Annotated in this window: 23 protein-coding genes; 9 read left to right on the forward strand and 14 right to left on the reverse strand. The window is 61.5% G+C overall.

All coding sequences use genetic code 11. From position 1 onward, the window contains the following. Positions 1-21: 21 nt before the first annotated feature. Positions 22-264, reverse strand: coding sequence for an SHOCT domain-containing protein (locus JOE65_RS00160; protein WP_239536754.1), 243 nt, complete (start codon positions 262-264; stop codon positions 22-24). A gap of 358 nt (positions 265-622) precedes the next feature. On the opposite strand from JOE65_RS00160, the gene JOE65_RS00165 reads away from it, so the two are divergent. Genes JOE65_RS00165 through ccsB form a run of 4 tightly spaced genes read left to right on the forward strand, consistent with a single transcriptional unit; the run spans position 623 to position 4,795 of the window. Continuing rightward, on the forward strand, positions 623-1,210 hold the full coding sequence (locus JOE65_RS00165; RefSeq protein ID WP_420827514.1) for a TlpA family protein disulfide reductase: 588 nt from the start codon (positions 623-625) through the stop codon (positions 1,208-1,210). 2 nt (positions 1,211-1,212) lie between these two features. Then, positions 1,213-2,019 carry a cytochrome c biogenesis CcdA family protein gene (locus JOE65_RS00170; protein WP_239536560.1) on the forward strand — a complete coding sequence of 269 codons (807 nt, stop codon included), beginning with the start codon at positions 1,213-1,215 and terminating at the stop codon, positions 2,017-2,019. After that, on the forward strand, positions 2,019-3,665 hold the full coding sequence (gene resB / locus JOE65_RS00175; protein WP_205161351.1) for a cytochrome c biogenesis protein ResB: 1,647 nt from the start codon (positions 2,019-2,021) through the stop codon (positions 3,663-3,665). Before JOE65_RS00170 ends, resB begins: the two co-directional genes overlap by 1 nt. Then, positions 3,665-4,795: a c-type cytochrome biogenesis protein CcsB gene (ccsB, locus tag JOE65_RS00180; protein ID WP_205161352.1), complete on the forward strand. Its 1,131-nt coding sequence runs from the start codon at positions 3,665-3,667 to the stop codon at positions 4,793-4,795. The genes resB and ccsB overlap by 1 nt, the downstream gene beginning before the upstream one ends. 243 nt (positions 4,796-5,038) lie before the next feature. On the opposite strand, the gene JOE65_RS00185 is transcribed toward ccsB, so the two are convergent. The 11 genes from JOE65_RS00185 to JOE65_RS00235 form a co-directional block, all read right to left on the reverse strand. Next, positions 5,039-5,314 (reverse strand): hypothetical protein, encoded by a 276-nt coding sequence (locus JOE65_RS00185; protein WP_205161353.1) that lies wholly within the window; start codon positions 5,312-5,314, stop codon positions 5,039-5,041. Positions 5,315-5,373: 59 nt separating this feature from the next. Next, a complete protein-coding gene (locus tag JOE65_RS00190; RefSeq protein WP_205161354.1) occupies positions 5,374-5,940 on the reverse strand; it encodes a helix-turn-helix domain-containing protein in 567 nt (188 codons plus the stop codon). A gap of 184 nt (positions 5,941-6,124) precedes the next feature. Beyond that, positions 6,125-6,382: a DUF6318 family protein gene (locus JOE65_RS00195; RefSeq protein ID WP_205161355.1), complete on the reverse strand. Its 258-nt coding sequence runs from the start codon at positions 6,380-6,382 to the stop codon at positions 6,125-6,127. 114 nt (positions 6,383-6,496) lie between these two features. Further along, a complete protein-coding gene (locus JOE65_RS00200; protein ID WP_205161356.1) occupies positions 6,497-7,747 on the reverse strand; it encodes a Zn-dependent hydrolase in 1,251 nt (416 codons plus the stop codon). A gap of 46 nt (positions 7,748-7,793) precedes the next feature. Further along, positions 7,794-9,272: an aldehyde dehydrogenase family protein gene (locus JOE65_RS00205; protein WP_205161357.1), complete on the reverse strand. Its 1,479-nt coding sequence runs from the start codon at positions 9,270-9,272 to the stop codon at positions 7,794-7,796. Further along, complete coding sequence (locus JOE65_RS00210) at positions 9,269-10,138, reverse strand: NAD(P)-dependent oxidoreductase (protein ID WP_205161358.1); 870 nt, start codon at positions 10,136-10,138, stop codon at positions 9,269-9,271. Before JOE65_RS00210 ends, JOE65_RS00205 begins: the two co-directional genes overlap by 4 nt. Further along, positions 10,138-10,635: a hypothetical protein gene (locus tag JOE65_RS00215; protein WP_205161359.1), complete on the reverse strand. Its 498-nt coding sequence runs from the start codon at positions 10,633-10,635 to the stop codon at positions 10,138-10,140. The genes JOE65_RS00210 and JOE65_RS00215 overlap by 1 nt, the downstream gene beginning before the upstream one ends. Further along, positions 10,632-11,474, reverse strand: coding sequence for a DUF3100 domain-containing protein (locus JOE65_RS00220; protein ID WP_205161360.1), 843 nt, complete (start codon positions 11,472-11,474; stop codon positions 10,632-10,634). The genes JOE65_RS00215 and JOE65_RS00220 overlap by 4 nt, the downstream gene beginning before the upstream one ends. Before the next feature lie 98 nt (positions 11,475-11,572). Then, complete coding sequence (locus tag JOE65_RS00225; protein WP_205161361.1) at positions 11,573-12,466, reverse strand: LysR substrate-binding domain-containing protein; 894 nt, start codon at positions 12,464-12,466, stop codon at positions 11,573-11,575. Positions 12,467-12,595: 129 nt separating this feature from the next. Continuing rightward, complete coding sequence (locus JOE65_RS00230; protein WP_205161362.1) at positions 12,596-13,822, reverse strand: amidohydrolase; 1,227 nt, start codon at positions 13,820-13,822, stop codon at positions 12,596-12,598. 110 nt (positions 13,823-13,932) lie between these two features. Beyond that, positions 13,933-14,580: a class I SAM-dependent methyltransferase gene (locus JOE65_RS00235; protein WP_205161363.1), complete on the reverse strand. Its 648-nt coding sequence runs from the start codon at positions 14,578-14,580 to the stop codon at positions 13,933-13,935. 118 nt (positions 14,581-14,698) lie between these two features. On the opposite strand from JOE65_RS00235, the gene JOE65_RS00240 reads away from it, so the two are divergent. Further along, entirely contained in the window at positions 14,699-16,150 is a 1,452-nt protein-coding gene (locus tag JOE65_RS00240) for a dihydrolipoyl dehydrogenase family protein (RefSeq protein ID WP_205161364.1), read from the forward strand. Here the strand turns inward: JOE65_RS00240 and JOE65_RS00245 are convergent. Both JOE65_RS00245 and JOE65_RS00250 read right to left on the reverse strand, forming a co-directional pair. Beyond that, positions 16,122-16,763, reverse strand: a complete 642-nt coding sequence (locus tag JOE65_RS00245) for a CDP-alcohol phosphatidyltransferase family protein (RefSeq protein WP_205161365.1) — start codon at positions 16,761-16,763, stop codon at positions 16,122-16,124. The genes JOE65_RS00240 and JOE65_RS00245 overlap by 29 nt on opposite strands. Beyond that, entirely contained in the window at positions 16,756-17,421 is a 666-nt protein-coding gene (locus tag JOE65_RS00250; protein ID WP_205161366.1) for a TVP38/TMEM64 family protein, read from the reverse strand. Before JOE65_RS00250 ends, JOE65_RS00245 begins: the two co-directional genes overlap by 8 nt. A 146-nt stretch (positions 17,422-17,567) precedes the next feature. Between JOE65_RS00250 and JOE65_RS00255 the strand changes: the two genes are divergently transcribed. From JOE65_RS00255 to JOE65_RS00270, 4 genes are read left to right on the forward strand one after another with little or no spacing between them, the layout of a single operon-like run. Further along, positions 17,568-18,773, forward strand: a complete 1,206-nt coding sequence (locus tag JOE65_RS00255) for an ABC transporter substrate-binding protein (RefSeq protein ID WP_205161367.1) — start codon at positions 17,568-17,570, stop codon at positions 18,771-18,773. Further along, a complete protein-coding gene (locus JOE65_RS00260; protein ID WP_205161368.1) occupies positions 18,770-19,618 on the forward strand; it encodes an ABC transporter permease subunit in 849 nt (282 codons plus the stop codon). Before JOE65_RS00255 ends, JOE65_RS00260 begins: the two co-directional genes overlap by 4 nt. Positions 19,619-19,629: 11 nt before the next feature. Then, entirely contained in the window at positions 19,630-20,436 is an 807-nt protein-coding gene (locus tag JOE65_RS00265) for an ABC transporter permease subunit (protein WP_205161369.1), read from the forward strand. Beyond that, positions 20,433-21,482 (forward strand): ABC transporter ATP-binding protein, encoded by a 1,050-nt coding sequence (locus JOE65_RS00270; RefSeq protein WP_205161370.1) that lies wholly within the window; start codon positions 20,433-20,435, stop codon positions 21,480-21,482. Before JOE65_RS00265 ends, JOE65_RS00270 begins: the two co-directional genes overlap by 4 nt. The last annotated feature ends 11 nt before the right edge of the window (positions 21,483-21,493 follow it).

The raw sequence follows: 21,493 nt of genomic DNA on the forward strand, positions 1-21,493 counted from the left end.
TGCCTGGGAAGCGGTTGGCCATCAGTCGTTGCCCAGGGCAGTGCGGCGGCGCTGGTACTCTTCGTCATCAATCTCCCCGGCCGCGAAGCGCTTGCGCAGAACACTATGGGCTTCACCAGAATCTGCTGCAGGTTCGCTCCGCGTGGACGCTCCCTGCCTGCCGGCACGGACGGCCAGAACAATGACCGCGGCCACCGCAGCGGCCAGCAACAGCAACAGCAGAATCCCCCAAATCATGACTCCGCCCATCATTCCACCCATCATTGCGCCCACACCCATCACTCCTGACCTACCTGTTATTCGGACTATTGATAAAATACTATCGTCAATAGTAGATGAGAGCCTTGTGGTGCCGCCTCACTCCGACAGCACTGAAGTGCAAGTCACCCGAACTAGACGAAAACTCACCGCGCGAACAACCAACGGCAAGCCGTACAACCATCTACTATGACACATAGTACTATTGCCATACGACCTTTTCCCGCCGCAGACAAGTTGCTTGCCGCCCGGGTTTGCCTCTGTCTCTAAGGGGGCGTAAGGGTTGTACTACACGCTGTAGAAAATTGGTAATGGTCCCAGAAGTTTCGGAGAGTAAGTGAAAGCCGCCGTCGTGAACCAAACCCTGCAACGTCCAATCGGGAGACTGCTCGCCGTCGTCATTGTCTTAGTCTTCGCCCTGACCGCTTGCGCGTCCGCTGATCCACTGGCTGACCAAGTTGCGGCGGGAGATGGCAAAAACTACATTGCCGGTGACGGCTCGATCTCCGAGTACATTCCTGAAGCTCGGGGGGCTTCGGTGGAGCTTTCGGCTGAACTCTACGACGGCACCATGGTGGATTCGGCTGACTGGCAGGGACAGGTGACGGTGCTGAACTTTTGGTATGCAGCGTGTCCGCCGTGCCGACTTGAAGCCCGGGACCTTGAGTCGCTGCATCAGAAGCATAAGGACAACGGCGTGTTGTTCTACGGGGTTAACGTTCGTGACCCCGAGGCTACCGCGGCGGCGTTCGAGCGCAATTTCGGTGTGACGTATCCCAGTATTGATGACCAGGACGGCGGAGTACTCTTCTCGATGACCGATTATGTTCCGCCGCAGGCTGTACCGACGACACTTGTATTGGACAAGCAGGGACGCGTGGCCGCGAGAATTCTTGGCTTGGTGGATAAGAACACTCTGGACGCCCTGATATCCGAGGCCGTGGCAGAGTAACGATGAACCCGGCCGATATCACAACGCCTGCAACCGTCATCGTGCAGACCGCAGCAAACAACCCGTTTGCCGAGACGGTGCTGAGCGGTTCGATGCTATTGGCCATTCCGGTCGCTATCTTGGCCGGCCTAGTCTCGTTCGCCTCGCCCTGCGTGCTGCCGCTGGTGCCGGGGTATCTGGGCTATGTGACCGGGTTGACCGGGGCGGATCTGGAGCAGCAGAGGCGCGGACGCATGTTCGTCGGTGTCGGCTTATTCGTGCTGGGATTCTCCGCGGTGTTCATGCTCATTGGGGCCGTGTTCGGCGGCCTCGGTGCCTGGCTGCAGCGAGACGAACAGGCATGGATCACTCAAGTTTCAGGTGGCCTGGTGCTTCTCATGGGCGTCATCTTTCTCGGCGGATTCTCCTGGTTCCAGCGGGAGGCGAAGATCCACGCGAAGCCACCGACCGGCCTTTGGGGGGCGCCGCTGCTGGGAATCACCTTTGGCCTGGGCTGGGCACCCTGTATCGGTCCGACGCTATCGGCCATCCAACTCCTGGCATTCTCCAGCGGCGCCGGAGCGATCAATGGTGCGTTTCTGACACTCTTTTACAGTCTAGGACTGGGGGTACCGTTCCTGCTGATCGCCCTCGGCGCACGACGCGGGCTGGGAGCCCTGAAGTTTTTCCGCCGCCACCGCCTGTCGCTGCAGCGTTTCGGCGGCGCCGTGCTGATCCTACTTGGCCTGCTGATGGTTTCAGGTCTCTGGGGATTCTGGGTAGGACAGCTGCAGGACTGGTTTACCAATGAAGTGAGATTACCGATTTGATGCGCAATACCGTACACGATCAGAAAGTAACAAAGCCGGCGCCGACAGCGGAATCCACCGACAACGTCGCGCTGCCAGCTCTTGGCTTCATCGGGACCTTACGCTGGGCGTGGCGTCAGCTGACGAGTATGCGCACAGCACTATTTTTACTGCTGTTGCTGGCTGTAGCCGCGGTCCCCGGCTCGCTGTTTCCGCAGCGGCCGGCGAACCCCGCCGTCGTGGCCCAGTACATCCAGAACAATCCGAGCGCTGGTCCGTGGCTGGACCGCTTCCAGCTCTTTGATGTCTATTCCTCAGTCTGGTTCTCAGCGATCTATCTGCTGCTGTTCATCTCCCTGATCGGCTGCGTGTTCCCGCGGGCCAGCCAGCACGCCAAGGCTATCCGCTCACAGCCGCCGCGCACCCCGCAGCGACTATCCCGGCTGCGACACTACGGAGCCCTAGCCATACCCGCTGAGCGACAGGTCCCGGCATCGCAGGCGGTGGCGGACGCTGCGGCTATCCTCAAGCGCCGCGGCTACCGAGTCGATGTCCGTGATGCGGACGGGCCGCACCCCTCGGTGGGCGCCGAGCGCGGCTTCATCAAAGAAGTGGGCAATCTGGTATTTCACGCCGCGCTGATCGGTGTGCTGATCTCCGTCGCCGTCGGCGGGCTGTTTGGTTACCGAGGCCAAAAAATCCTGGTCGAAGACGGCACCTTCATCAACAACCTGGTCAGCTACGACTCGTTCACCCCCGGCACGAACTTCAGTGACGGGACGCTCGATCCGTTCTCGATCCGTCTGGACAACTTTGATGTGACCTTCGAGCGTGAAACGACAAGTAACTACGGTCAACCCATCGACTTCACCGCCAAGGTCACCACCAAGACCACCCCGGACGCAGAACCGCGGGAACAGGTACTGGAGGTCAACGAACCGCTCTCCTTCAATGGGACCAACGTCTACCTGGTCGGAAACGGATATGCACCGGTCATCACCATCCGCGACGGTGAGGGCAACATCACGCTGAGCGAACCGGTGGTCGCCCGCGTCAACGACGCCGCCTACACCTCCACCATCGTCATTAAGGCCCCCGACGCCCAGCCGTTCCAGCTAGGCTTCGTCGGGCTGTTCATCCCCACCGCGATGAAAGGCGAAAACGGGCAGACTGTAGCCGGGGACCCCGACCCGTTCAATCCGCAGCTGCTGCTCGACTCCTACTATGGCGATCTCGGACTCGATGAGGGCGTGCCGACTTCCGTCTACACGCTCGATACCTCGGAGCTGACGCAGCTCAACGGTCGTAAACTGGACACCGGCGGCATCGTCCTGGGCGCGTATCAAACGTATGACCTTCCCGAGGGCAAAGGCTCAATCACCTTTGACGGCCTCAAGCGCTACATCGGTGTCGATATCACCTATGACCCCGGCAAAATCGGGGCGCTCATATTCTCATCCCTGGCAGTACTGGGTCTGATGACCTCCCTCTTCATCGGCCGCCGCAGGGCGTGGGTGCGCGCCGGCACCCACGAGGACGGGCGCACCATGATCGAATACGGCCTGCTCGCCCGCGGAGAGGACTACCGGCTCATCGGCGAAGAAAAAGCGCTCCGCACCTTGTTCGAAAACAAATGGTCGACGAGAAACAACAGTGAAGAGAAGTAATGGGAATCAATGAAGACCTCGGCCAATACAGCGAACTTTTCATGCTCCTGGCCGCCCTGACCTATCTGGTGGCCTTTGGCGCATTCGCCTGGGACATGGCCGCCAGCAGCAAGAAACTGGCTGCCATTAACCACCGGGTAGTAACACAGTCAAACGCCGCCGCGGACGGCACAGCACACCCCAACGCCGCAACCACGTCTACTGCAGAGACTGCAGAGACTGCCCAAGCCAAGCTTCCCGCCATGGCCGGAACAAGCAGCCACGAAGGACTGACCGGCCCCGAGGACCGGGTCGCCCGTAGCACCAGCGATTCAACCGGCAACCGTTCATCTGACTCGGTGGCCGATGAGTCCATGCACTACACCAAAGAACGACGTACCGCCGCCCGCATCGGAGTGGCAGTAACAACATTGGCGTTCGTCGTGCATCTGGCTGCAGTCCTCAGCCGGGGCATCGCCGCTAACAGGGTCCCCTGGGGCAACATGTATGAATTCGCCACTACCGGGGCGCTGGTAGTGGCCGGTGTCTTCCTCCTGGTTCTCACCCGGAGGGACCTGAGGTTTCTGGGTACCTTCGTCATCGGCCTGGTACTGATCATGCTGACTGCCGCGACCATCGGCATCCCCACCCCAGTAGGGAACCTGGTCCCGGCGCTGCAAAGCTACTGGTTGATCATCCACGTCTCCATCGCCGTCACCGCCTCAGCACTGTTCACTCTGACCTTCGCGATGTCCGTCCTGCAACTGCTCCAAACCCGCCGCGAGGCTGCCCTCACCAACGGAGGGTCTCCGGGCATGAGTTTCATGCGCCGCATCCCGGATGCGCTAAGCCTTGAAAATCTCGCCTACCGCATTAACGCCGTCGCCTTCATCCTATGGACCTTCACCCTCATGGCCGGAGCAATCTGGGCCGAAGAGGCCTGGGGCCGCTACTGGGGGTGGGACACCAAAGAAGTCTGGACCTTCGTCATCTGGGTCATCTTCGCCGCATACATGCACGCCCGCGCCACCCGCGGCTGGACCGGCACCCGAGCAGCATGGCTCTGCATCGTCGGCTACCTGTGCATCATCTTCAACTTCGCCATCGTCAACGTCTACTTCTCCGGCCTCCACTCCTACTCCGGCCTCTAACCAGACCGGCTGACTTGGCTGGGTCCCTCCGATAAGGGCTTGTCGTTTTCGACGCGACTGCGCGATACTCGCCAGGCTTGGGACGGGAATCCTCCATGTCGCCTATAGAATCCGAGTCAGACTGGGGCATACCCCAACCAGATGTCGGGCATTCCATCCAATTTCCTCAGGGTGGATTCGACTTAGTGTTTCCCGGACACTGACGGGTGGCGAGTCAAGGTTCCAACCTGACACTTGACGCCTCTACCCGAAGTTGGTTTCCAGGGTTTGACGTGGCGCACCGGTCTGCGCGTCTAAGTCAAACCGGCGCAGCTTCCCGTGACCGAGCTCGTTGGCGGCGCGTTCAGCGAGAATCAGAGCGTTTGCTGCGCACTTTGATTCAGTTGACTGGGCGTCGTCGTAGCACCGCGTGACAGCCTCATCGGGCACAAAGCGACCGCCGAAGTGCGAATCGTTCTGCCGTCCGGCCCACCACCGCTCCCTGGCGCGGGCCACAGCAATTTCAAGAGAAGTCTCCACGTCAATAACCTCAAGGCCCCCGTATCCTGCGCTGAAGAGCTCGTCGATGTAAAGACCGGTTAGCGGCCGCCAGGACAGCGTACCGTCGATAACGACGTTCTCCCCCGCTGCCAAACCAAAGCCAACCGGCGAACAACGTCGCTCACCCTCGTCGACAGGATGTGCACATGAGCTGAGAGTTCACGCAGCCCTACCGGTCCGCCATCAGGTAAAACGTGCTCATATCGATAGTCCAGCAGGTCATACCGGTCCGCTTCATCAAGGAGCATATCCTTGGCCGCATCGGGGTCGATAACCCGGTAACCACCTAGAGACAGAGAGTCCAACACATCAGTCTTACCTGCCCCGGGTGGCCCCGCACTGACGACAACTGCCCGCCCTCCAGCTGACACATTCTGCTGGAGTTCCATGCACGCTTTCGCCACTCTTACGACTGCTACATCATCGAAAACTCGGAGAATAATCTCCTCAGGGTCCTGCTCGACTGTCCCGCCGCGGCGTTCGAGAGCCTGAAGCATACGGTGCACCTGGGTTTGACTGGTCGCGAGGAGCTCGGCGATCTCGCGCTGCGTTAGGTTCCGGTCCGCCGCGTTCTTGGCCGCGCGGAGCTCGTCGAGCCGGTCCACACGCTGCCTGTATCTCTGTGATTCACTTTGAATCAAGTGGTTGTACACCTCTTCCTGACTTCACAACCCAGCACCCTATAACCGTTAATCTCGCTTGGCAGTTAAGCCACAGCCTGAATGGCGGCTTTGCGGTTCCGTTTGCGAAACCCCTGCCAGACCGACCTGGAACCGGCACATGAACCCCTCACACCAGTTCATCACTTCCCATATTCAGATAGCGGTACACCGTCGCCCGGCTAGCCTCCTCTAGACCCGCCTTCGTTTCCTTCTTGGCTTCCTCCGGCAACTCGAGCAAAGGTACGTTCTCCGCCTGGCCTTCCGCCGATGCCGGCTTGTACGTAGCAGTTGGCGTGGGTGACGGGGTGGGCGTCGTCGTCGGGCTGGCTGACGTGGTGGCGGCTACGTTCCGACTTACCGCAAGGTCTCCCCCTGCCCCCTCCACAGGCGGTGAGCGCCGTCACGAGAGCGATAGCTACTTCTTCTTCGCTTCGCGCGACGTGCACTTTGTGGACGAGCTCCCCAGACGCGGCTTGCAAGCGGCGTTCAGCCTGCGGTGTCAACTACCCGCAAGCTGAATGAGCGTGTCCAGCAGCACGTTCGCACCATTTTCCACGTCAATCCATGACGTGTTCTCTTGCGGGCAATGACTGCGACCGTCGATGCTCGGCACGAAGATCATTCCGGTCGGGGCGAGCGTTGCCATGTTCTGCGAGTCGTGTCCGGCGCCAGATGGCAGGCAACTCGATGAGAGACCCCGCGCTGCGGCTGCGGCCGCGATGAGATCTTGGATGCCCTGGTTGAGTGGTGCAGGCGGAATGCTCGGTTCGAGATCGATGCTGACATCCACCCCATATTGATCTGCGATAGCACGGGCGGCCCCCCGTATTTCTGCCTCCAATGCCGCAAGCTGGTTCGCGTCAGGATGCCGGAAGTCAACGGTCACGTGGACTAGTTCCGGAATGACGTTGGCACTTCCTGGTTCAACGCTGATCACACCGCTGGTAATCACGGCACCATCGCCGATACGCGCAGCCAGATCCGGAAAGGCGACAACGAGGGCTCCTGCAGCAACGAGGGCGTCCTTGCGCCCCAGCATCGGCGTCGTCCCGGCATGATCAGCGCGGCCGCGAAAAGTTACGGAGCCGCCACCGAGGCCGACGATGCCGGTCACTACGCCGATCTCGTGTCCGAGGTTCTCGAGTGTGGGCCCTTGCTCGATGTGTAGTTCGACCGTGGCATGCAACGTGGCCGGATCGATTTTGGTGCGCGTCGCGGCATCGAGGTTGCCACCCGCAGCGGTGAAGGCGTCGACGAAACGGTCGCCGTCCCGGCCGTTCATAGCTTCGAGTTCAGCCAGCGAATACCCGCGCGCCAGAGCGCTTGAGCCGAGCAGATGCGCGTAGCTGCCCTCTTCGTCGGTGTAGACAATGCTGCGCACCGGTCGCTCCAGAACGATGCCCTCTTCGTGGATGCGACGCAGGCACTCCAAGGCGGCGATCGCACCGAGCGCACCGTCGAACTGGCCTCCGTTCGGCACCGTATCGATATGCGAGCCGGACCAGACCGCTGGACGATCGGTGGTCTCAGGGACAACGTCCGGCGATGAAACGATCAGGTTTCCGAGACCGTCGACGACAACCGTGAGACCTGCCTCCGCGCAACGTTCGAAGTACCAGTTGCGTGCCTCGGTGTCGGTCGCCGAAAATGACGTGCGACTCAGCCCACCTGCGGCCACTCGACCGATCTGTCCGAGCGCCTCGAGATCAGCAACCAGCCGTTGAGCGTTCACTGAAAGAACGGAACCCATACTTACTCCTTCACGTTGATCCTAGGGCCGCGGCGCAGAGCAAGGATTAGTAGCCGAAGGCCAGTGGGGCCTCGGGGTCGGTCTCTACCCAGACGGCCTTGGACTGGGTGTAGTCCAGCAGGCCGTCTCGCCCGCTTGAGCGGCCGAATCCGCTGGCGCCGAATCCACCGAAGGGCGCCATCACGTTGATGGTCTTGTAGGAGTTAACCCACACGGTCCCGGCACGGATCTGTCCCGCCACGCGATGGGCCCTGTCCACTGCGTTGGTCCAGACGGAGCCCGCCAAGCCGAAGCTGCTGTCGTTGGCAAGCCGGACGGCCTCGTCCTCGTCCTCGAACGGAATCGCCACCACGACGGGGCCGAAGACTTCCTCGCGGGCGATCGGATCATCGTTCGTGACACCGCTCAGGATGGTCGGGGGGTAGAAGAAGCCGGTTCGGTCTGTTCGAGAACCCCCGACGATGGCGTGGGCCGACCCTTCCAGGGCGGCGTCGACCATGGACGTGATCTGGCTCAGCTGCCCAGCGTTCTGGACCGGGCCGACCTGGGTCTGTTCCTCGAGCGGGTGTCCCTGGCGGATTCGTCCGGCCAGATCGCCTAGTCGTTCGACGACCTCGTCGTGCACGCTCTTGTGGACGAGTAGCCGGGACCCGGCAACACAGCTCTGACCCGCTCCGGAGAAGATCGCCGCGGCGGCTCCACCGATGGCACGCGACAGGTCGGCGTCCTCGAAGACGATGTTGGCGGATTTGCCCCCCAGCTCGAGCACGCACGGGATCAACTGTTCCCCAGCCGCGGCTGCGATGCGTCGGCCGGTCTTTGGTGAACCGACGAAAACCACCTTGCCGACGCCGGGATGTGTCACCAGTGCCTGCCCTGCGGTCGGTCCTAGTCCTGCGATTACGTTGACCGAGCCCCGCGGCAGACCAGCGTCCTCGGCCAGCCGGGCAAGCAGCACCGAGGTCAGCGGGGTGAGCTCGGACGGCTTGAGCACAACCGTGTTGCCAGCCGCCAGCGCGGGAGCCATCTGCCAGCCGGCGGTAAAGATGGGAGCGTTCCAGGGTGTCATCTGGGCGACCACCCCGTATGGTTCACGCACGGTGTAGGTCAGGTGAGAGGACGGGACGGGGATCACCTCGCCGTGCTGCTTGTCGGCCCAGCCAGCGTAGTACTCAAACATCTCGGCGACCTTGGTTGTCTCTCCGATGGCGTCCTTCAACGGTTTACCGACCGTCTGAGCCTCGAGTTTGGCCAGTTCCTGGATATTGGCCCTGACGGCTTGGCCGACCGACCAGAGGATACGTCCGCGCTCCGAAGCGGTGAGCCCACGCCACTGTGCGCCGGCTCGGTGCGCGGCCTCCACGGCGCGGTGCACCACTTCGGGGCCTCCATCGCGGTACGCCGTGTAGGTCACCTCGGTCGACGGGTCCACGAGCTCCATCCGCTCGCCCGCACCCTCGATGACCTCCCCACTCACGTACGAGCCGAGAACGTCGGTGCCGAGCACGTCCTGCCACAGTTTCATGGCTTCACCATCCTGTTGAAGTCCTGCTGAGGACCCACTTGGTCCAGCAGCTGCGCCCACATTTCTTTGGCCGCCGCAGCCACCGGAGAGGACACGCCCAGGGCGTCGGCGACCGACACCGCCAGCTCGACGTCGCGCGCCATCAGACCGACTGGGAAACCGGAGTCGAAGGTGTCGCTGAGGACCCACCGAGGGACGTTGACCTCGGTGACGCCACTGCGTCCGGAGGCCGCATTTACCGCCTCGACCAATCTCTCGGGGGCGATCCGTGCACCTTCACTCACCTCCAGCAGCACCTTAGCCGCACACATGTGGATTCCGCAGAGTAGGTTGTTGACCAGCTTGGCCGTGTGGCCGGCGCCGACTTCTCCTACGTGCGTCACCGTTCCCACCAGGGGCGCCAGCATCGCCTGGACGAATGCCAGGTGCTGGTCTGGGCACCCCAGGAAGACAGTCAGCTCTCCGGCTAAGGCGCCGGACGGACCCCCACTCACAGGCGCGTCGACGAGCAAGTGCTCACCAGACGCGAGCTGTTCGGCCCGACGCCGGGTATCCAGCGGGTCGCAGGTGCTGGTGTCGATGACTACACGGGGCGTCTCAACCGTCTCAACCGCGTCAATCACCTCCTGCACTTGTTCCCCGCCCGGCAGGGACAGCACGATAACTTCCGCCTCGTCCAGCGCGGTCGCGAGCGGGACACGACGCACACCGTCCAGGTGTTGACCAACCACAGGATCGACCCCGAGAACCTGCCGACCGGCACGAACCAACGATGCCGCCATACCGCTGCCCATCTGCCCCAGTCCCACGACGGCGATGCTCACCGTTCCCCCCGAGCGGGCCCGGGGGTCCTGCTGATCTGCCATCACGAGGTCACCCACAGCATGAACTCGGCGATGGCGGCAGAGCCGACGTAAGTGCCTGTGAAGACCAAGATCGCGACAATCAAGATCTTCCACCCGGACCGCCGCATGACGTCAATCTCGAGCTTGCTGATAGCCAGACCCGCGTACGCCAAAGGGGGAACCGCCAAGGCTAGGAAGTCGATCCCGGACACTAGCCCGTTGAACCAGTCGAACCAGGGCATGTAAGGCAGTGTCAGCACAATCCCCACCAGGGAGATCCACGCAACGGACGGCAGGTAGAAGGGCGCATACTTGGTCACCAGCAGGCCTAGGACGCACAGGACGTAAAGGGCCGCCAGCCCTGCCACAACACCGCCCAAGGTCAGGTCGGTCGCGATGAGCTGCAGTGGGATGCTAATCACGGTCACCACGGCGAGATCTAGCAGCGTGGGACCCAGTGGCAACTTCCGGTCGTTGCTGGTGGGGACGAAATCTTCCACGGACTCGTTCGTGGTCATCGCACGGGCTCCTCACGGGTTTCGACGCGGGGGTTGTCGGGATCGTTGGGACGGATCCGGAGGTACATGCGCTCCACCAGTGGAAGCGCGATGAAGAGACTGACGTACATTCCGGTTGCGTAGGTGAGCAGGTTGCTGGCACCAGCCAGGGCCGTGATGCTGTCCGTGGCCTCCGGTACGGCTGCCGCGAGGGCTCCTGAGCACGCGGCCATCATGGACCCACTGCCGACGCCGCAGGCCATCGCCAACGCCTCGATACTGAAGACGCCGGTCGTCGCAAAAAGTGAGGCGATGATGGCGAAGACGAAGGTACCGAAGAGGGTGCCCATGACGTAAACCCCCATCACGCCAGTGCCCTCGGGGCTGCGAAGCCCGTAACGGTCAGCGATGATCGCGATGTTGGGCTCCCGTGCGATGGAGTGGACTGCTCCGATAGATTCGCGCCCCATCCGGAAGACCCAGATCGCGACCGGGAACGCGAGCAGGATCGTTCCCAGATTGCCCAGCTCCTGCAGCAATAGCGCCGGTCCCGCTTGGATCACTTCTTCGATTGACGGACCGATCGTGGTTCCGAACTTGGCGATAAAGGGCATGATCGCGATTATGATGAGCGGGCTTGCTGCGGCTACACGTCTGGTCGAGACGATTTTGCCAATCGGCTTAATGATGTGCGGGTTCAAGAGCAGTGTGAACACGAAGACGAACAACAGCGGCAGGAGCAGGATCGTTCCGATGCCGATCGGGATGGCGCGCACACCAATGAGTTGTGCGACGATGCTGGTAACCAGCACGATGAGGTGAATGGGCCAGAGTCTGACCAGGGCTTTCACGGCTTTCACAGGTCCTCCTAGAGCGAGATGTGATGAGTCTAGGAGGACTCATAATGTTGCACCAGACAGCAAGGACGTAGCCAGGGTGTTGTCTTTTAGGCAACGCCTCAGTCTTCGAACCATCCACTGCACGCTTCGAGGAGCGCCGCCGCGGCCGGAGTGAGGCGTCGCCCGGTGCGTGTGAGCAGAGCAGCAGACACACGGGCTAGATAGGCATCGTCTACTGGGATGAGTACCACCGCACCGGTAGCGACAGCTCGCGTGACTGTCACCGGGGGAAGTAGTGCCACCACACGCCCGGTCGCCACTGCGGCCACGATCGCCCGCTGGGAGTCGCTTTGCACGGCAACCGTGGTCTCCACGCCGTGCGCACGGACGAAACCGTCGTGCAGAGCCCGGAGCCCGAATCCTTCGGGCAGCACCGCCATCCGTTCATGGCTGAGCTGAGCCGGCCGGATCAGCGATTCAGCGGCAAGCCGGTGATCGACGGCGCACGCCAATCCAACGGGCTGAGGAACGCTGTTCACGACGCGGACTCCTCGATCAACAGTAGGATGCAGCGCCACCGTCACATCGACTTCGTCCCGCTGCAGGCGAGCGACAAGCTCACTCGTTCCTCCGGTGATGATGTCGACCTGGACGTTCGGATGGTCGTGCATGAACGGTGATAGCACCCGACTCGCAAACTGGTCGATGAAGCCCGGGCCCACCCCGATAGTGACCTCGCCAACTGCAGCCGACGTCACCAATGAGAGCTGTACGGAGAATTGTGCATCGAGATCGCAGCGCTCCTGAGCATGCTGAATGACGAGGCGACCGGCAGCCGTCGAGCGGGCTCCTGTGGTGCCTCGTTCAAAGAGTAAACACCCGACTCGTCGTTCCGCCCCGGCCAAGGCCCTCTGCACGGCAGATGGAGCCACCCCCAACAGCTTCGCTGCCCCGCGTAGAGATCCAGTTCTTGCTACCGCAACGATGTATCCAAGCGTGCGGTCGTCAAGCACAGCCGCTCAATCTATGCGCGCATAGCGCCGACAACGTCTGCCGTGGATGGCCTTCAATTTCGCCCCTACTGAAGGCTTCTGCGCGGTTCTGTGATTGGCGTAGGCCAGGCAGAAGCGCTATGAACTTACTCATGGTCGTAACGCGGAAGTGTCCGAACGCAACGCAGCAGCCTGCGCAAGGACGCGTTCCACGTCAGCCGGCGACGACACCAGGCTCGCCACCGCCCAAGCCATCGCCAGACCACCATGGAACATGACCTCGTAGGCCGGCTCACTGTCGGCTGCCTGGGTGTAGGCGTGCGAATGGATCCCCATGGTAGCGCCGGGGATCGACATCCACGGGTGAAGACTGGGCACGCGTCGGGACACGTTGCCCATGTCCGTCGAGCCGCCGCTCAGCGCAGTCTTCCTTTCCATGTCGTAACCAAGGCTAGCGATAGCGTCCGTCCAGTGCTGTCCTAGGGTCTCGTCCTGGATCAAAGGTTCGTAGAGCGGCTCTGTGTTCTCGAACTCCACCGTGCAACCGGTCGCCAGTGCGCCTGCCTCGAAACACTTCTTGACCTTGTCATGGAGCACCTCGAACTCCTCCATGGAGAAGGCTCGACATTCCCACTCCACCACGGCTGTCTCAGGGATGATGTTCGTCACATGCCCTGCTTCCGCAACATACAGTGCTACTCGATGGTCACTGGGGAGTTGCTGGCGAAGCAGTCCGACGGCCACCTGAGTAACGACGACGGCGTCTGCAGCATTAACTCCGAGGTGTGGCGTAGCGGCCGCATGTGCAGCCCGGCCGCGGAACGTGGTTCGATAGCGACCCACTGCCTGGCTGCTTGTACCCCTGGGGTCGTACGACAGTCCGTCTTGGACGGTGTGAATCATCAACGACATATCAACCTCGTCAAAGACGCCGCTCTCAATCATCGCGACCTTGCCACCCCCGTGCTCCTCCGCAGGGGTGCCGATGACCCGCAGCGTGATCCCCAACTTGTCGACCAACGGTCCAAGCCCGATTCCAGCCGCTACGCCAGCACCTGCGATGAGGTTGTGGCCGCAGGCATGGCCCAGCCCGGGCAGTGCGTCGTACTCGCAAATGATGGCGACCACTATCGGACCTGAACCGCGCTGGGCGACCAAGGAAGTCGGGAGATCGGCCACTCCCTTGGTCACTTCGAAATCGTGCTGCTGGAGGAGATCGTTGAGCCGATCGGCGGCACGGTGCTCCTCGAAAGAAAGCTCAGGATCAGCGTGGATAGCCTTGGCCGTGTCGAGGATGGCCGGTGCAGCGTCGGCGACGGCTTGGGCGATCTGCGCCTTCAGGCCCCCCGTCGAGGCGATGAGTGCTTCGAAGTCCATGAGCAGTCCTTCCGCCACCTGCCCATGCGGGCAGCTTCATTTGCCAACCCTATCCAACACGACGTCGGGATCCAACAAGATATCGGGACTGTCGGAATGGTAGTCGACGCTTATTCGCCCGGCAGCCGCCCGGACCTGATCTGCAGGTGGCCGCCGCGGGCGGAGGCCGCCACGACGTCGACGCAGTCGCGTTCGACAGCGGTCCACGGATGGGCATGGATGTCGGATCCCCCCAGCCAGCACGCAAGCCGTGCCAACGGAGTAAACACTGAGGCGAGCCCTTCGGGATCCTGCATATCCACCACACTCGCTGTGGAACCTGGCCGGCACAGAGCCACCATGTTTTCCCATACCTGTTGTCTCGACGGTATCAGGGACAGAGCGTAAGTGGCCAGCACAGCGTCGGAAAGGGGACGTCCCCCGAGAGCTTCAATACGGTGCGAAGTTTGCTCCGGCGAGAGATGCACTGCGTCCGCCTCGAGGAGAATCACGTTTTTCCACCCATGACGGACGGCGCGCACCCGTGCCTGGCGAAGCATCTCCTGACTTCTGTCAATGCCAACGATTATGCCCGTGCTCCCGATGTTCTTCTGGAGCAGTGGGAAGTTCAGCCCAGTACCACACCCGATATCCAATACCTGGCTACCTTCTGATAATGCCAGCCCGTCGATACCGAGCACGCGCCCGCGACGGTAGACAGGATATTCTCCGGAAAGCGCGTCATAGAACGGGGCGAACGCGCTGTATTTCTCAAACATCTATGCCAACTCTCCCTTGCGTGCCCCAAATCGTAGTCCATCTCTAGCCTTCGGTTTACTCCCCAACCCATCTCTCGGGCTTGCCGAAACGAACTACCCTAAGGATTCGACGATAACGATGGAGGCTTCCGTGGAGCTGGGCAAATATGAGATTGACCTTTTGGTGATCGGCGGTGGAACCGCCGGAATTGTCGGCGCGAAAACGGCGACGCAGCTCGGTGCGCGAACCATTCTGGTGGAAAGCTCCAGAACCGGTGGCGACTGTCTGTGGACTGGCTGCGTGCCATCGAAAACACTTCTTGCGGCCGCAGCACGTGCCGCTACGGAACACGTCCTGACCGGCAACAGAACTGACTTCTCCGCCGTCCGGACAAGAATTGCGAGCGCCATAGCAGCCATAGAACCGGATGATTCGCCTCAGGCGTTGGAATCGGCTGGCGCGACTGTCGTGGCTGGAACGGCACGCTTTACCGGGCCGGGGACAGCAGAAATCGATGGCAGACCAATAAGCTTCCGTCAGGCTCTTATTGCCACCGGCAGCGCACCATCCATCCCACCGATCCCCGGACTTGAAGCCGCGAGGGTGGTCACGTCCGAGACCATCTGGGACCTCGAAGAACAGCCTCGCCGCCTGGTGGTCGTGGGCGGCGGGCCGATTGGCTGTGAGCTGGGTCAAGCCTTCGCCCGACTCGGCACATCAGTGACCCTGATCAGCAGATCACGGATCCTTCCCCGGGAAATCCCTGATGCGGCTGACCTCATCAGAGGTAGCCTCACATCTGATGGCGTCACGGTGATCGAAGACGACGGCGTCGAGAAAGTCACCGTCGACGCTGACGACACCAGCACTGTGCATACCACCGGAGGGCTGGGTTTTGAGGCCGACGTCGTTCTGTTGGCGACGGGCAGACAGCCACGGACCAAGGGCCTTGGCCTGGACACCGTTGACGTCCAGTGCGGCGCATCCGGGCACGTCTTGGTGGATAACGGTATGCGGAGCTCCAACCCGAATATCTGGGCTGCCGGAGACGTTACCGAATCCCCAGACTTCACCCACCTGGCAGCAGTGCACGCGAGCGTGGCCTCGTCCAACGCCGTGCTCGGACTACGCAGAACGGTCAGCACAACCATTCCTCGCGTCACTTACACCTCTCCTGAGGTGGGGGCCGTTGGAATCACTGACTCCACCTCGCCGGAATACACCACCTCGACCATCCACCACAGCGATGGGGACCGCGCCATCACGGAGAACGAGATCGAAGGCATGACTCAGCTCGTCATCGATAAGCGGGGCAGGATTGTGGGCGGCACCATTGTTGGTCCCCGAGCGGGAGAATCTCTCGGAGAACTGACCCTCGCAGTTCAGCAACGCCTCCGTACCCGGGACCTGGCAGGAGTCACTCACCCCTATCCCACCTACAACGACGCACTGTGGAATGCGGCCACCGCCCACGCCCGCTCATCTCTGGAAGGCCCGCTGGTCAAGGCGGGGGTGGGCGTACTGGTGCGCTTCAACCGGTGGAGGAAAGCTCACAAACCACTCAACGCAGTATTCGGTAGCCGGAAATAATTCGTTGAGTGGCGCTCGCTAACACCAGGATCGCCCAGATAGTAGCGATCTGCCACGCGAACGCAGGGAAGATCAACCAGAGGCTGTGGATCAGGACGGTTTCGGCTCCCTCGGCGAGACCTTCCAGAAAAGACAGTGAACGGCCGTCATCCTTCTGCCGCCCGGTTTTCTCTGCGATGGAAGAAAACGCGAGAAATACACTTCCGTTGATGTAGTAAGCAAACATCACTGCTAGAAACGGTAGCCACGGCGCGTTGAACGCAGCTGTGGCTCCCACTGCTACCCCTGCCACGGTGGCCCCATAAACGACGAAGTCTGCTGAAATGTCCCAGAATCCGCCCCGACCTGAATCCTGGCGAGCCTGACCCGACAGACTGCTGCGCCGTCGTCGTCGTCGTGCCAGTGGTCCGTCCACGCCGTCGGCCATCCGGCATAGGAGCCAGGCTGCCAGTGCTGGAAGCCACTGCTGGGTGGCCGCGAGTACAGCACTGACCAAGCCCAACACCAGGTTGAGTCCGGTCAGGCGATCGGGCGTAATCCACGGCCTGTCCAACCACCCGGCCACCCGGTTCAGGGCTGGCGCTAACAGGGGCCGTAGCCGAGCATCAAACATCGTGGGTCTTCTCTCCACGCCGTCGACGAACAGCATAAATCAGGCCCACAAGAGTGAGGGCTCCAAGCACACCGGCGGCGAGGCTGGTCTGCCAACCAAAGTCCAGTCCGAAAGCACCAAGGGCCACGAAGCTGATGGCCCCGGGCAAGATTCCCAGGCCGGTCCCGAGCATGTACGAACGCCATCCCAACGATGTCAGGCCAGCCGAATAATTAATGGCGGTGAACGGCAATACCGGCACCAACCGGACGCCTATAACAGCCACAAACCCTCGCCGGCGAAGGACCTCGTCCACCTTCTCAACCCGCGTTCCCGTGAGCTTCTCGACGGCGTCCCTGCCCAGCACTCGTCCCAGCCAAAAGGCGGCCGCGGCACCGAGCATAGCGCCGATATAGACGACGGCGAGGGCTGCGCTGAAACCGAACAGAACCCCCGCCCCAATAGAGAGGACGTTCTTGGGCACTGGTGCGAGCGTGAGCGCCGCGTAGCCCAGAACAAAAGCTGCGGGGGCCCACCAGCCGGCGCGCTCTGTCATGCCACGCAGCTGCTCAACTTCAGGTATAGGCACAAGCAACACAACCACGGCAGCCGCGGCAACGAATAACAACAGAAGGATCAAACGACGGACGGGATGGGACACTGATATTTGCCCGGCCATTGACCTCACCACCCATCAGTTGTTCAGCACTAAACCAAAACTAGAGAATACTTGACACCGCACGTTCATTTCATGGAAAGGGTCCGCAGTTGTCTCATGTGACAGTACCTGCTGAGAGACCACGCACACTTCTTTCGCGGATAGCGATGGGTACTTTTGCTGCGCTGCTCTTGGCCGGATGTTCAGGCCCCACCCCCGCAGAGCCATCAGAGACTTTTGCTTCTTTCGAGGATGTGCAGACTGAAGCCGACGGCCAGACCGTTGATTTGTGGATGTACGGCGGCGACCAGCAAGCCAACTCATACGCGGATGAGGTGCTCATCCCAGCAGCAGCGGAGCAGGGCGTGGAGCTGCGGCGCGTACCGGTTGCGGATACTGCGGACGCGGTGAACCGGGTGCTGACCGAGATCCAGGCTGGCCGTGACGATGGCACCGTGGATCTGGTCTGGGTCAATGGCGCCAATTTTGGTACCGGCCAACAAGCCGACGCCTGGCACTGCGAATGGACCGATCTGCTGCCGAACATGAAGTACACCGATCCAGCGGACCCGCTGATTACCGACGACTTTGGTGTTCCGGTCAATGGCTGTGAAGCCCCGTGGCATAAGGCCCAGTTCACCTACGCCTATAACTCCGATGCCATTTTCGATCCGCCCACGAGTTTGGACGGCATCGTGGAATGGGCCGAAGCTCATCCGGGTCGTTTCACCTACCCGGCACCGCCGGACTTCACGGGCAGCGTCTTCCTGCGTGAAGTCATGCTCAGCATGGCCGACGGCGCGGAACAAGTGCCGCAAACCTTCTCTGCCGAAGCATTCGAGCAATTTGCGCCCGCCGCCATCCAGAGGTTGGAGGAACTGGAGCGTTCATTGTGGCGCGAGGGCAGCACGTACCCTCGAGACGAACAGGCGCTGAACCAGTTATTCGCCAACGGGGACGTGGACATGACCATGACCTACGGGCCGGCGCGGTTGACCGATCTGGTTGAATCGGGGGCACTGCCTGAGGCCACCAAAGTACTGACTCTGGATGAGGGAACAGTGGGCAATGCCAGCTTTTTGGCCATCCCCGCAAATGCGGCAGACACGGCAGGAGCCATGGTTGTCGCCAACCTCGCCTTGTCGCCGGAACAGCAGGCGGCTAAAGCAGATCCTAAGGTGTGGGGACAATTCACCGTCCTCGAGATGGACAAACTCTCGCCACAACAACGGGAACTATTTGAGTCCCTCCCCTCGTCCGACGTCGTACCTCCCTATGAGGTGATGTCCCGCAACGCCCACGCAGAGCTCTCCGCCGAGTGGGTCACAGCACTGGATGACGCGTGGAGAGAACGGGTGGCCGGCACGCCATGAGTGGGCGGTTCACCACCACCCGCAGTCTGTTGCTCGCGGTTCCAGCCATGCTGCCCGTCGTCGTCGTTCTGCTGGGCAGCCTCACTGCAACACTGCTGCAGAGCGTAGGGCTCATGCCCTTCATCGGTCCTGCCTCCTTCACCCTCGAATACTGGACTGGGAACGCCACGGAGCTGGCACGAACGACGGCGGTTTCGCTGTACATCGCCGGTGCGTCAACGCTTCTGGCCTGCATCGTGGGTTTCATCGCGGCTTCCTACATTCTGATGACGGAGCGAGCCGGACGTCTGGTTGCGGCGATCGGCGCTGCAACCATCCCGATTCCGCACCTAATTGGAGCAGGTGCAGTGGGATTGCTGCTGGCGGATTCCGGTTTCCTCTCCCGCCTGTTGGGACTGTCCGATGGCGGGTTCCCGGCCCTGGTGGGCGGACCATACTCGTTGGCGGTCATTTTCGAATACGCCTGGAAGGAGTCGGCGTTCGTAGCGCTGGTGATCGTTGGCAGTCTGGCACGCTCAGCTGGCGGTTTATGCGAGACTGCGGCCACCCTTGGCGCTACACCACGGCAGCGGATCACGCATGTGGTTTTCCCGCTGGCGCTGCCTGCACTGGCGGTCTCGGCAGTGATCGTTTTCGTTTACACCCTGGGTTCATATGAGGTGCCCTGGCTACTGGGGGCGATCAGTCCCGAAGTGCTACCCGTGCGGGGGGTGCGCCTCTTCGGCTCCATTGACCTGGCGTCCCGGCCGGAAGCAATGGTCACAGCCTTGCTGTCAATCCTACTCGGCGCGGTGGCCATTTTGATGGGCCTTGTCCTGTTGCGGCGGATACGGAGCCTGCGGTGATCCTGGAACAAGTGCCTCCAGTCTCCATAGGTTCCAGAATGCCGGGCGGGACGACGGCGAGGGTGATGGTAGGTGCCTTGCTGGTCCTCTGGTTCGCGCTGCCGATGGTACCGGTGGCGCTCTGGGCCGTGGCTGGCGAATGGCGGGCACCCGCTGTTTTACCGCAGAGCTATAGTTGGCGCGGCTGGTCGCAGGCAGCTTCCTCGGGCCTCATGCCTGCCTTGCTGGCTTCCACCTTGCTCGGTGGGGCGGTTGCGGTGATCGCTACTCCACTGGGTTTCATGGCGGCTTCATCACTGCGACGTCTTCCTCCGCGATCCCAAAGAATTGTTGAAGCGGTATTGCTCTCACCGCTGGCCATACCGCCGTTTGCTCTGGTGATGGGCATGAATGTGGTGTTACTGCGTGCGTACATCCCGGCGGCGGCTGGAGTTCTGCTACTTTTGGTGGTCACAGCGTTGCCCTACACAGTATTCATGTTCCGTAGCGCTCTGGCCGGATACGACGATCGGTTTGAAGAAGCCGCCCGGACGCTGGGAGCCTCCAGAGCCCAGACCGTGCGTCATGTTCGAATTCCCCTCTTGGCCAAAGCAAGTGCACGGGCTGCCTTTCTGGCCTTTCTGGTGGGCTGGGGCGATTACCTGGTGACCCTGATCGTTGGCGGTGGCCAGCTCAGAACCTTGCCCCTGATATTGGCATCCGCAGCCTCGGGCAGTGGAAATCAGCAGCTCACGGCTATTCTGTCGTTGGCCGTAGTACTGCCGCCGCTTGTGCTGCTGGTACTGCTGCTCAGTGGCCGCCCCGGAAGGACCCGATGAGCTCTCGACTTGAACTGAAAAATATCTCCCATCTGTATCACGGGACATCGGAACCTGTTCTCAAAGACCTGGGACTCACAGTTGAAGCGTCCCAAACCGTTGCCCTACTGGGCGCTTCGGGCAGCGGCAAGTCCACCCTGTTGCGCGTCGTCGCAGGTTTAGAGGAGCCATCGGCCGGGCAAGTGATCGTTGACGGGCAGGACCTGACCGAAATTCCACCGGAGCACCGGGGCATAGCACTGGTATTTCAGAGCCCACTGTTGTTCCCACATCTGAACGTTGTGGACAACGTGGCCTTCTCCTCCCGGATGGCAGGGGTATCTGCTCGGATAGCCAGAGCAGAGGCACTCGAATTCTTGGATCTGGTGCAATTGAAGGACTTTGCACACCGTCGCACCTCGCAACTTTCCGGTGGTCAGGAACAACGCGTATCCCTGGCCAGAGCTCTGGCCCGGCATCCTCGTCTCTTGCTGCTGGACGAACCGTTCAGCTCCCTTGATTCGAGGCTGCGCGAAGATATGTACACGCTGCTTTCTGATATCCGCGAGCAGCTCCACCCCACGGTTGTGCTGGTCACCCATGACCGCCGAGAAGCAGCTGTGCTGGCCGATTCAATCGCCGTTCTGGACTCCGGACGCATCCTCCAGCACGGTCCGGTCTCCCAGTTGCACTACCGCCCTGCCTCCCTGGAAGTGAGCAGGATCTTAGGAGGGCTCAACGAGATCCCCGGCGTAGTCAGCGGCGGGATCCACCACTCCGTGCTCGGCTCCATCAACGTTCCGGAGGCCAGAGACGGCCACGGATCGCTGGTGATTCGGCAAGAAACAGTTGACCTGGTGCCCCCGGGAAACGGTGTCGTTGACGCGATGGTGTCATCGATCAAACCTCTCGGTGCACATTCCCTGGCCAACGTGGTCATCGCTGGCGGACCCGTTGGTGAACCAGCACAGTGCCTTTGGGCAGAGGTCAGTGGTAACCCGCATTTCTCCCTTGGTGATCGCGTCGGTGTCAGCTTTGAGCCATCGTCAACCTGGGTGGTGGACTAGCCGAGGGGGAT

This window comes from Arthrobacter roseus (genome assembly GCF_016907875.1).
GTDB classification, from domain to species: domain Bacteria; phylum Actinomycetota; class Actinomycetes; order Actinomycetales; family Micrococcaceae; genus Arthrobacter_J; species Arthrobacter_J roseus.

Excerpts from the sequence above, each read along its gene's own strand:
- JOE65_RS00160 (WP_239536754.1), bottom strand. The coding sequence starts at position 264 with ATGATGGGTGGAATGATGGGCGGAGTCATGATTTGGGGGATTCTGCTG.
- JOE65_RS00170 (WP_239536560.1), top strand. The coding sequence starts at position 1,213 with ATGAACCCGGCCGATATCACAACGCCTGCAACCGTCATCGTGCAGACC.
- resB (WP_205161351.1), top strand. The coding sequence starts at position 2,019 with ATGCGCAATACCGTACACGATCAGAAAGTAACAAAGCCGGCGCCGACA.
- ccsB (WP_205161352.1), top strand. The coding sequence starts at position 3,665 with ATGGGAATCAATGAAGACCTCGGCCAATACAGCGAACTTTTCATGCTC.
- JOE65_RS00200 (WP_205161356.1), bottom strand. The coding sequence starts at position 7,747 with ATGGGTTCCGTTCTTTCAGTGAACGCTCAACGGCTGGTTGCTGATCTC.
- JOE65_RS00205 (WP_205161357.1), bottom strand. The coding sequence starts at position 9,272 with ATGAAACTGTGGCAGGACGTGCTCGGCACCGACGTTCTCGGCTCGTAC.
- JOE65_RS00210 (WP_205161358.1), bottom strand. The coding sequence starts at position 10,138 with ATGGCAGATCAGCAGGACCCCCGGGCCCGCTCGGGGGGAACGGTGAGC.
- JOE65_RS00215 (WP_205161359.1), bottom strand. The coding sequence starts at position 10,635 with ATGACCACGAACGAGTCCGTGGAAGATTTCGTCCCCACCAGCAACGAC.
- JOE65_RS00230 (WP_205161362.1), bottom strand. The coding sequence starts at position 13,822 with ATGGACTTCGAAGCACTCATCGCCTCGACGGGGGGCCTGAAGGCGCAG.
- JOE65_RS00235 (WP_205161363.1), bottom strand. The coding sequence starts at position 14,580 with ATGTTTGAGAAATACAGCGCGTTCGCCCCGTTCTATGACGCGCTTTCC.
- JOE65_RS00240 (WP_205161364.1), top strand. The coding sequence starts at position 14,699 with ATGGAGGCTTCCGTGGAGCTGGGCAAATATGAGATTGACCTTTTGGTG.
- JOE65_RS00245 (WP_205161365.1), bottom strand. The coding sequence starts at position 16,763 with ATGTTTGATGCTCGGCTACGGCCCCTGTTAGCGCCAGCCCTGAACCGG.
- JOE65_RS00250 (WP_205161366.1), bottom strand. The coding sequence starts at position 17,421 with ATGGCCGGGCAAATATCAGTGTCCCATCCCGTCCGTCGTTTGATCCTT.
- JOE65_RS00255 (WP_205161367.1), top strand. The coding sequence starts at position 17,568 with ATGGGTACTTTTGCTGCGCTGCTCTTGGCCGGATGTTCAGGCCCCACC.
- JOE65_RS00260 (WP_205161368.1), top strand. The coding sequence starts at position 18,770 with ATGAGTGGGCGGTTCACCACCACCCGCAGTCTGTTGCTCGCGGTTCCA.
- JOE65_RS00270 (WP_205161370.1), top strand. The coding sequence starts at position 20,433 with ATGAGCTCTCGACTTGAACTGAAAAATATCTCCCATCTGTATCACGGG.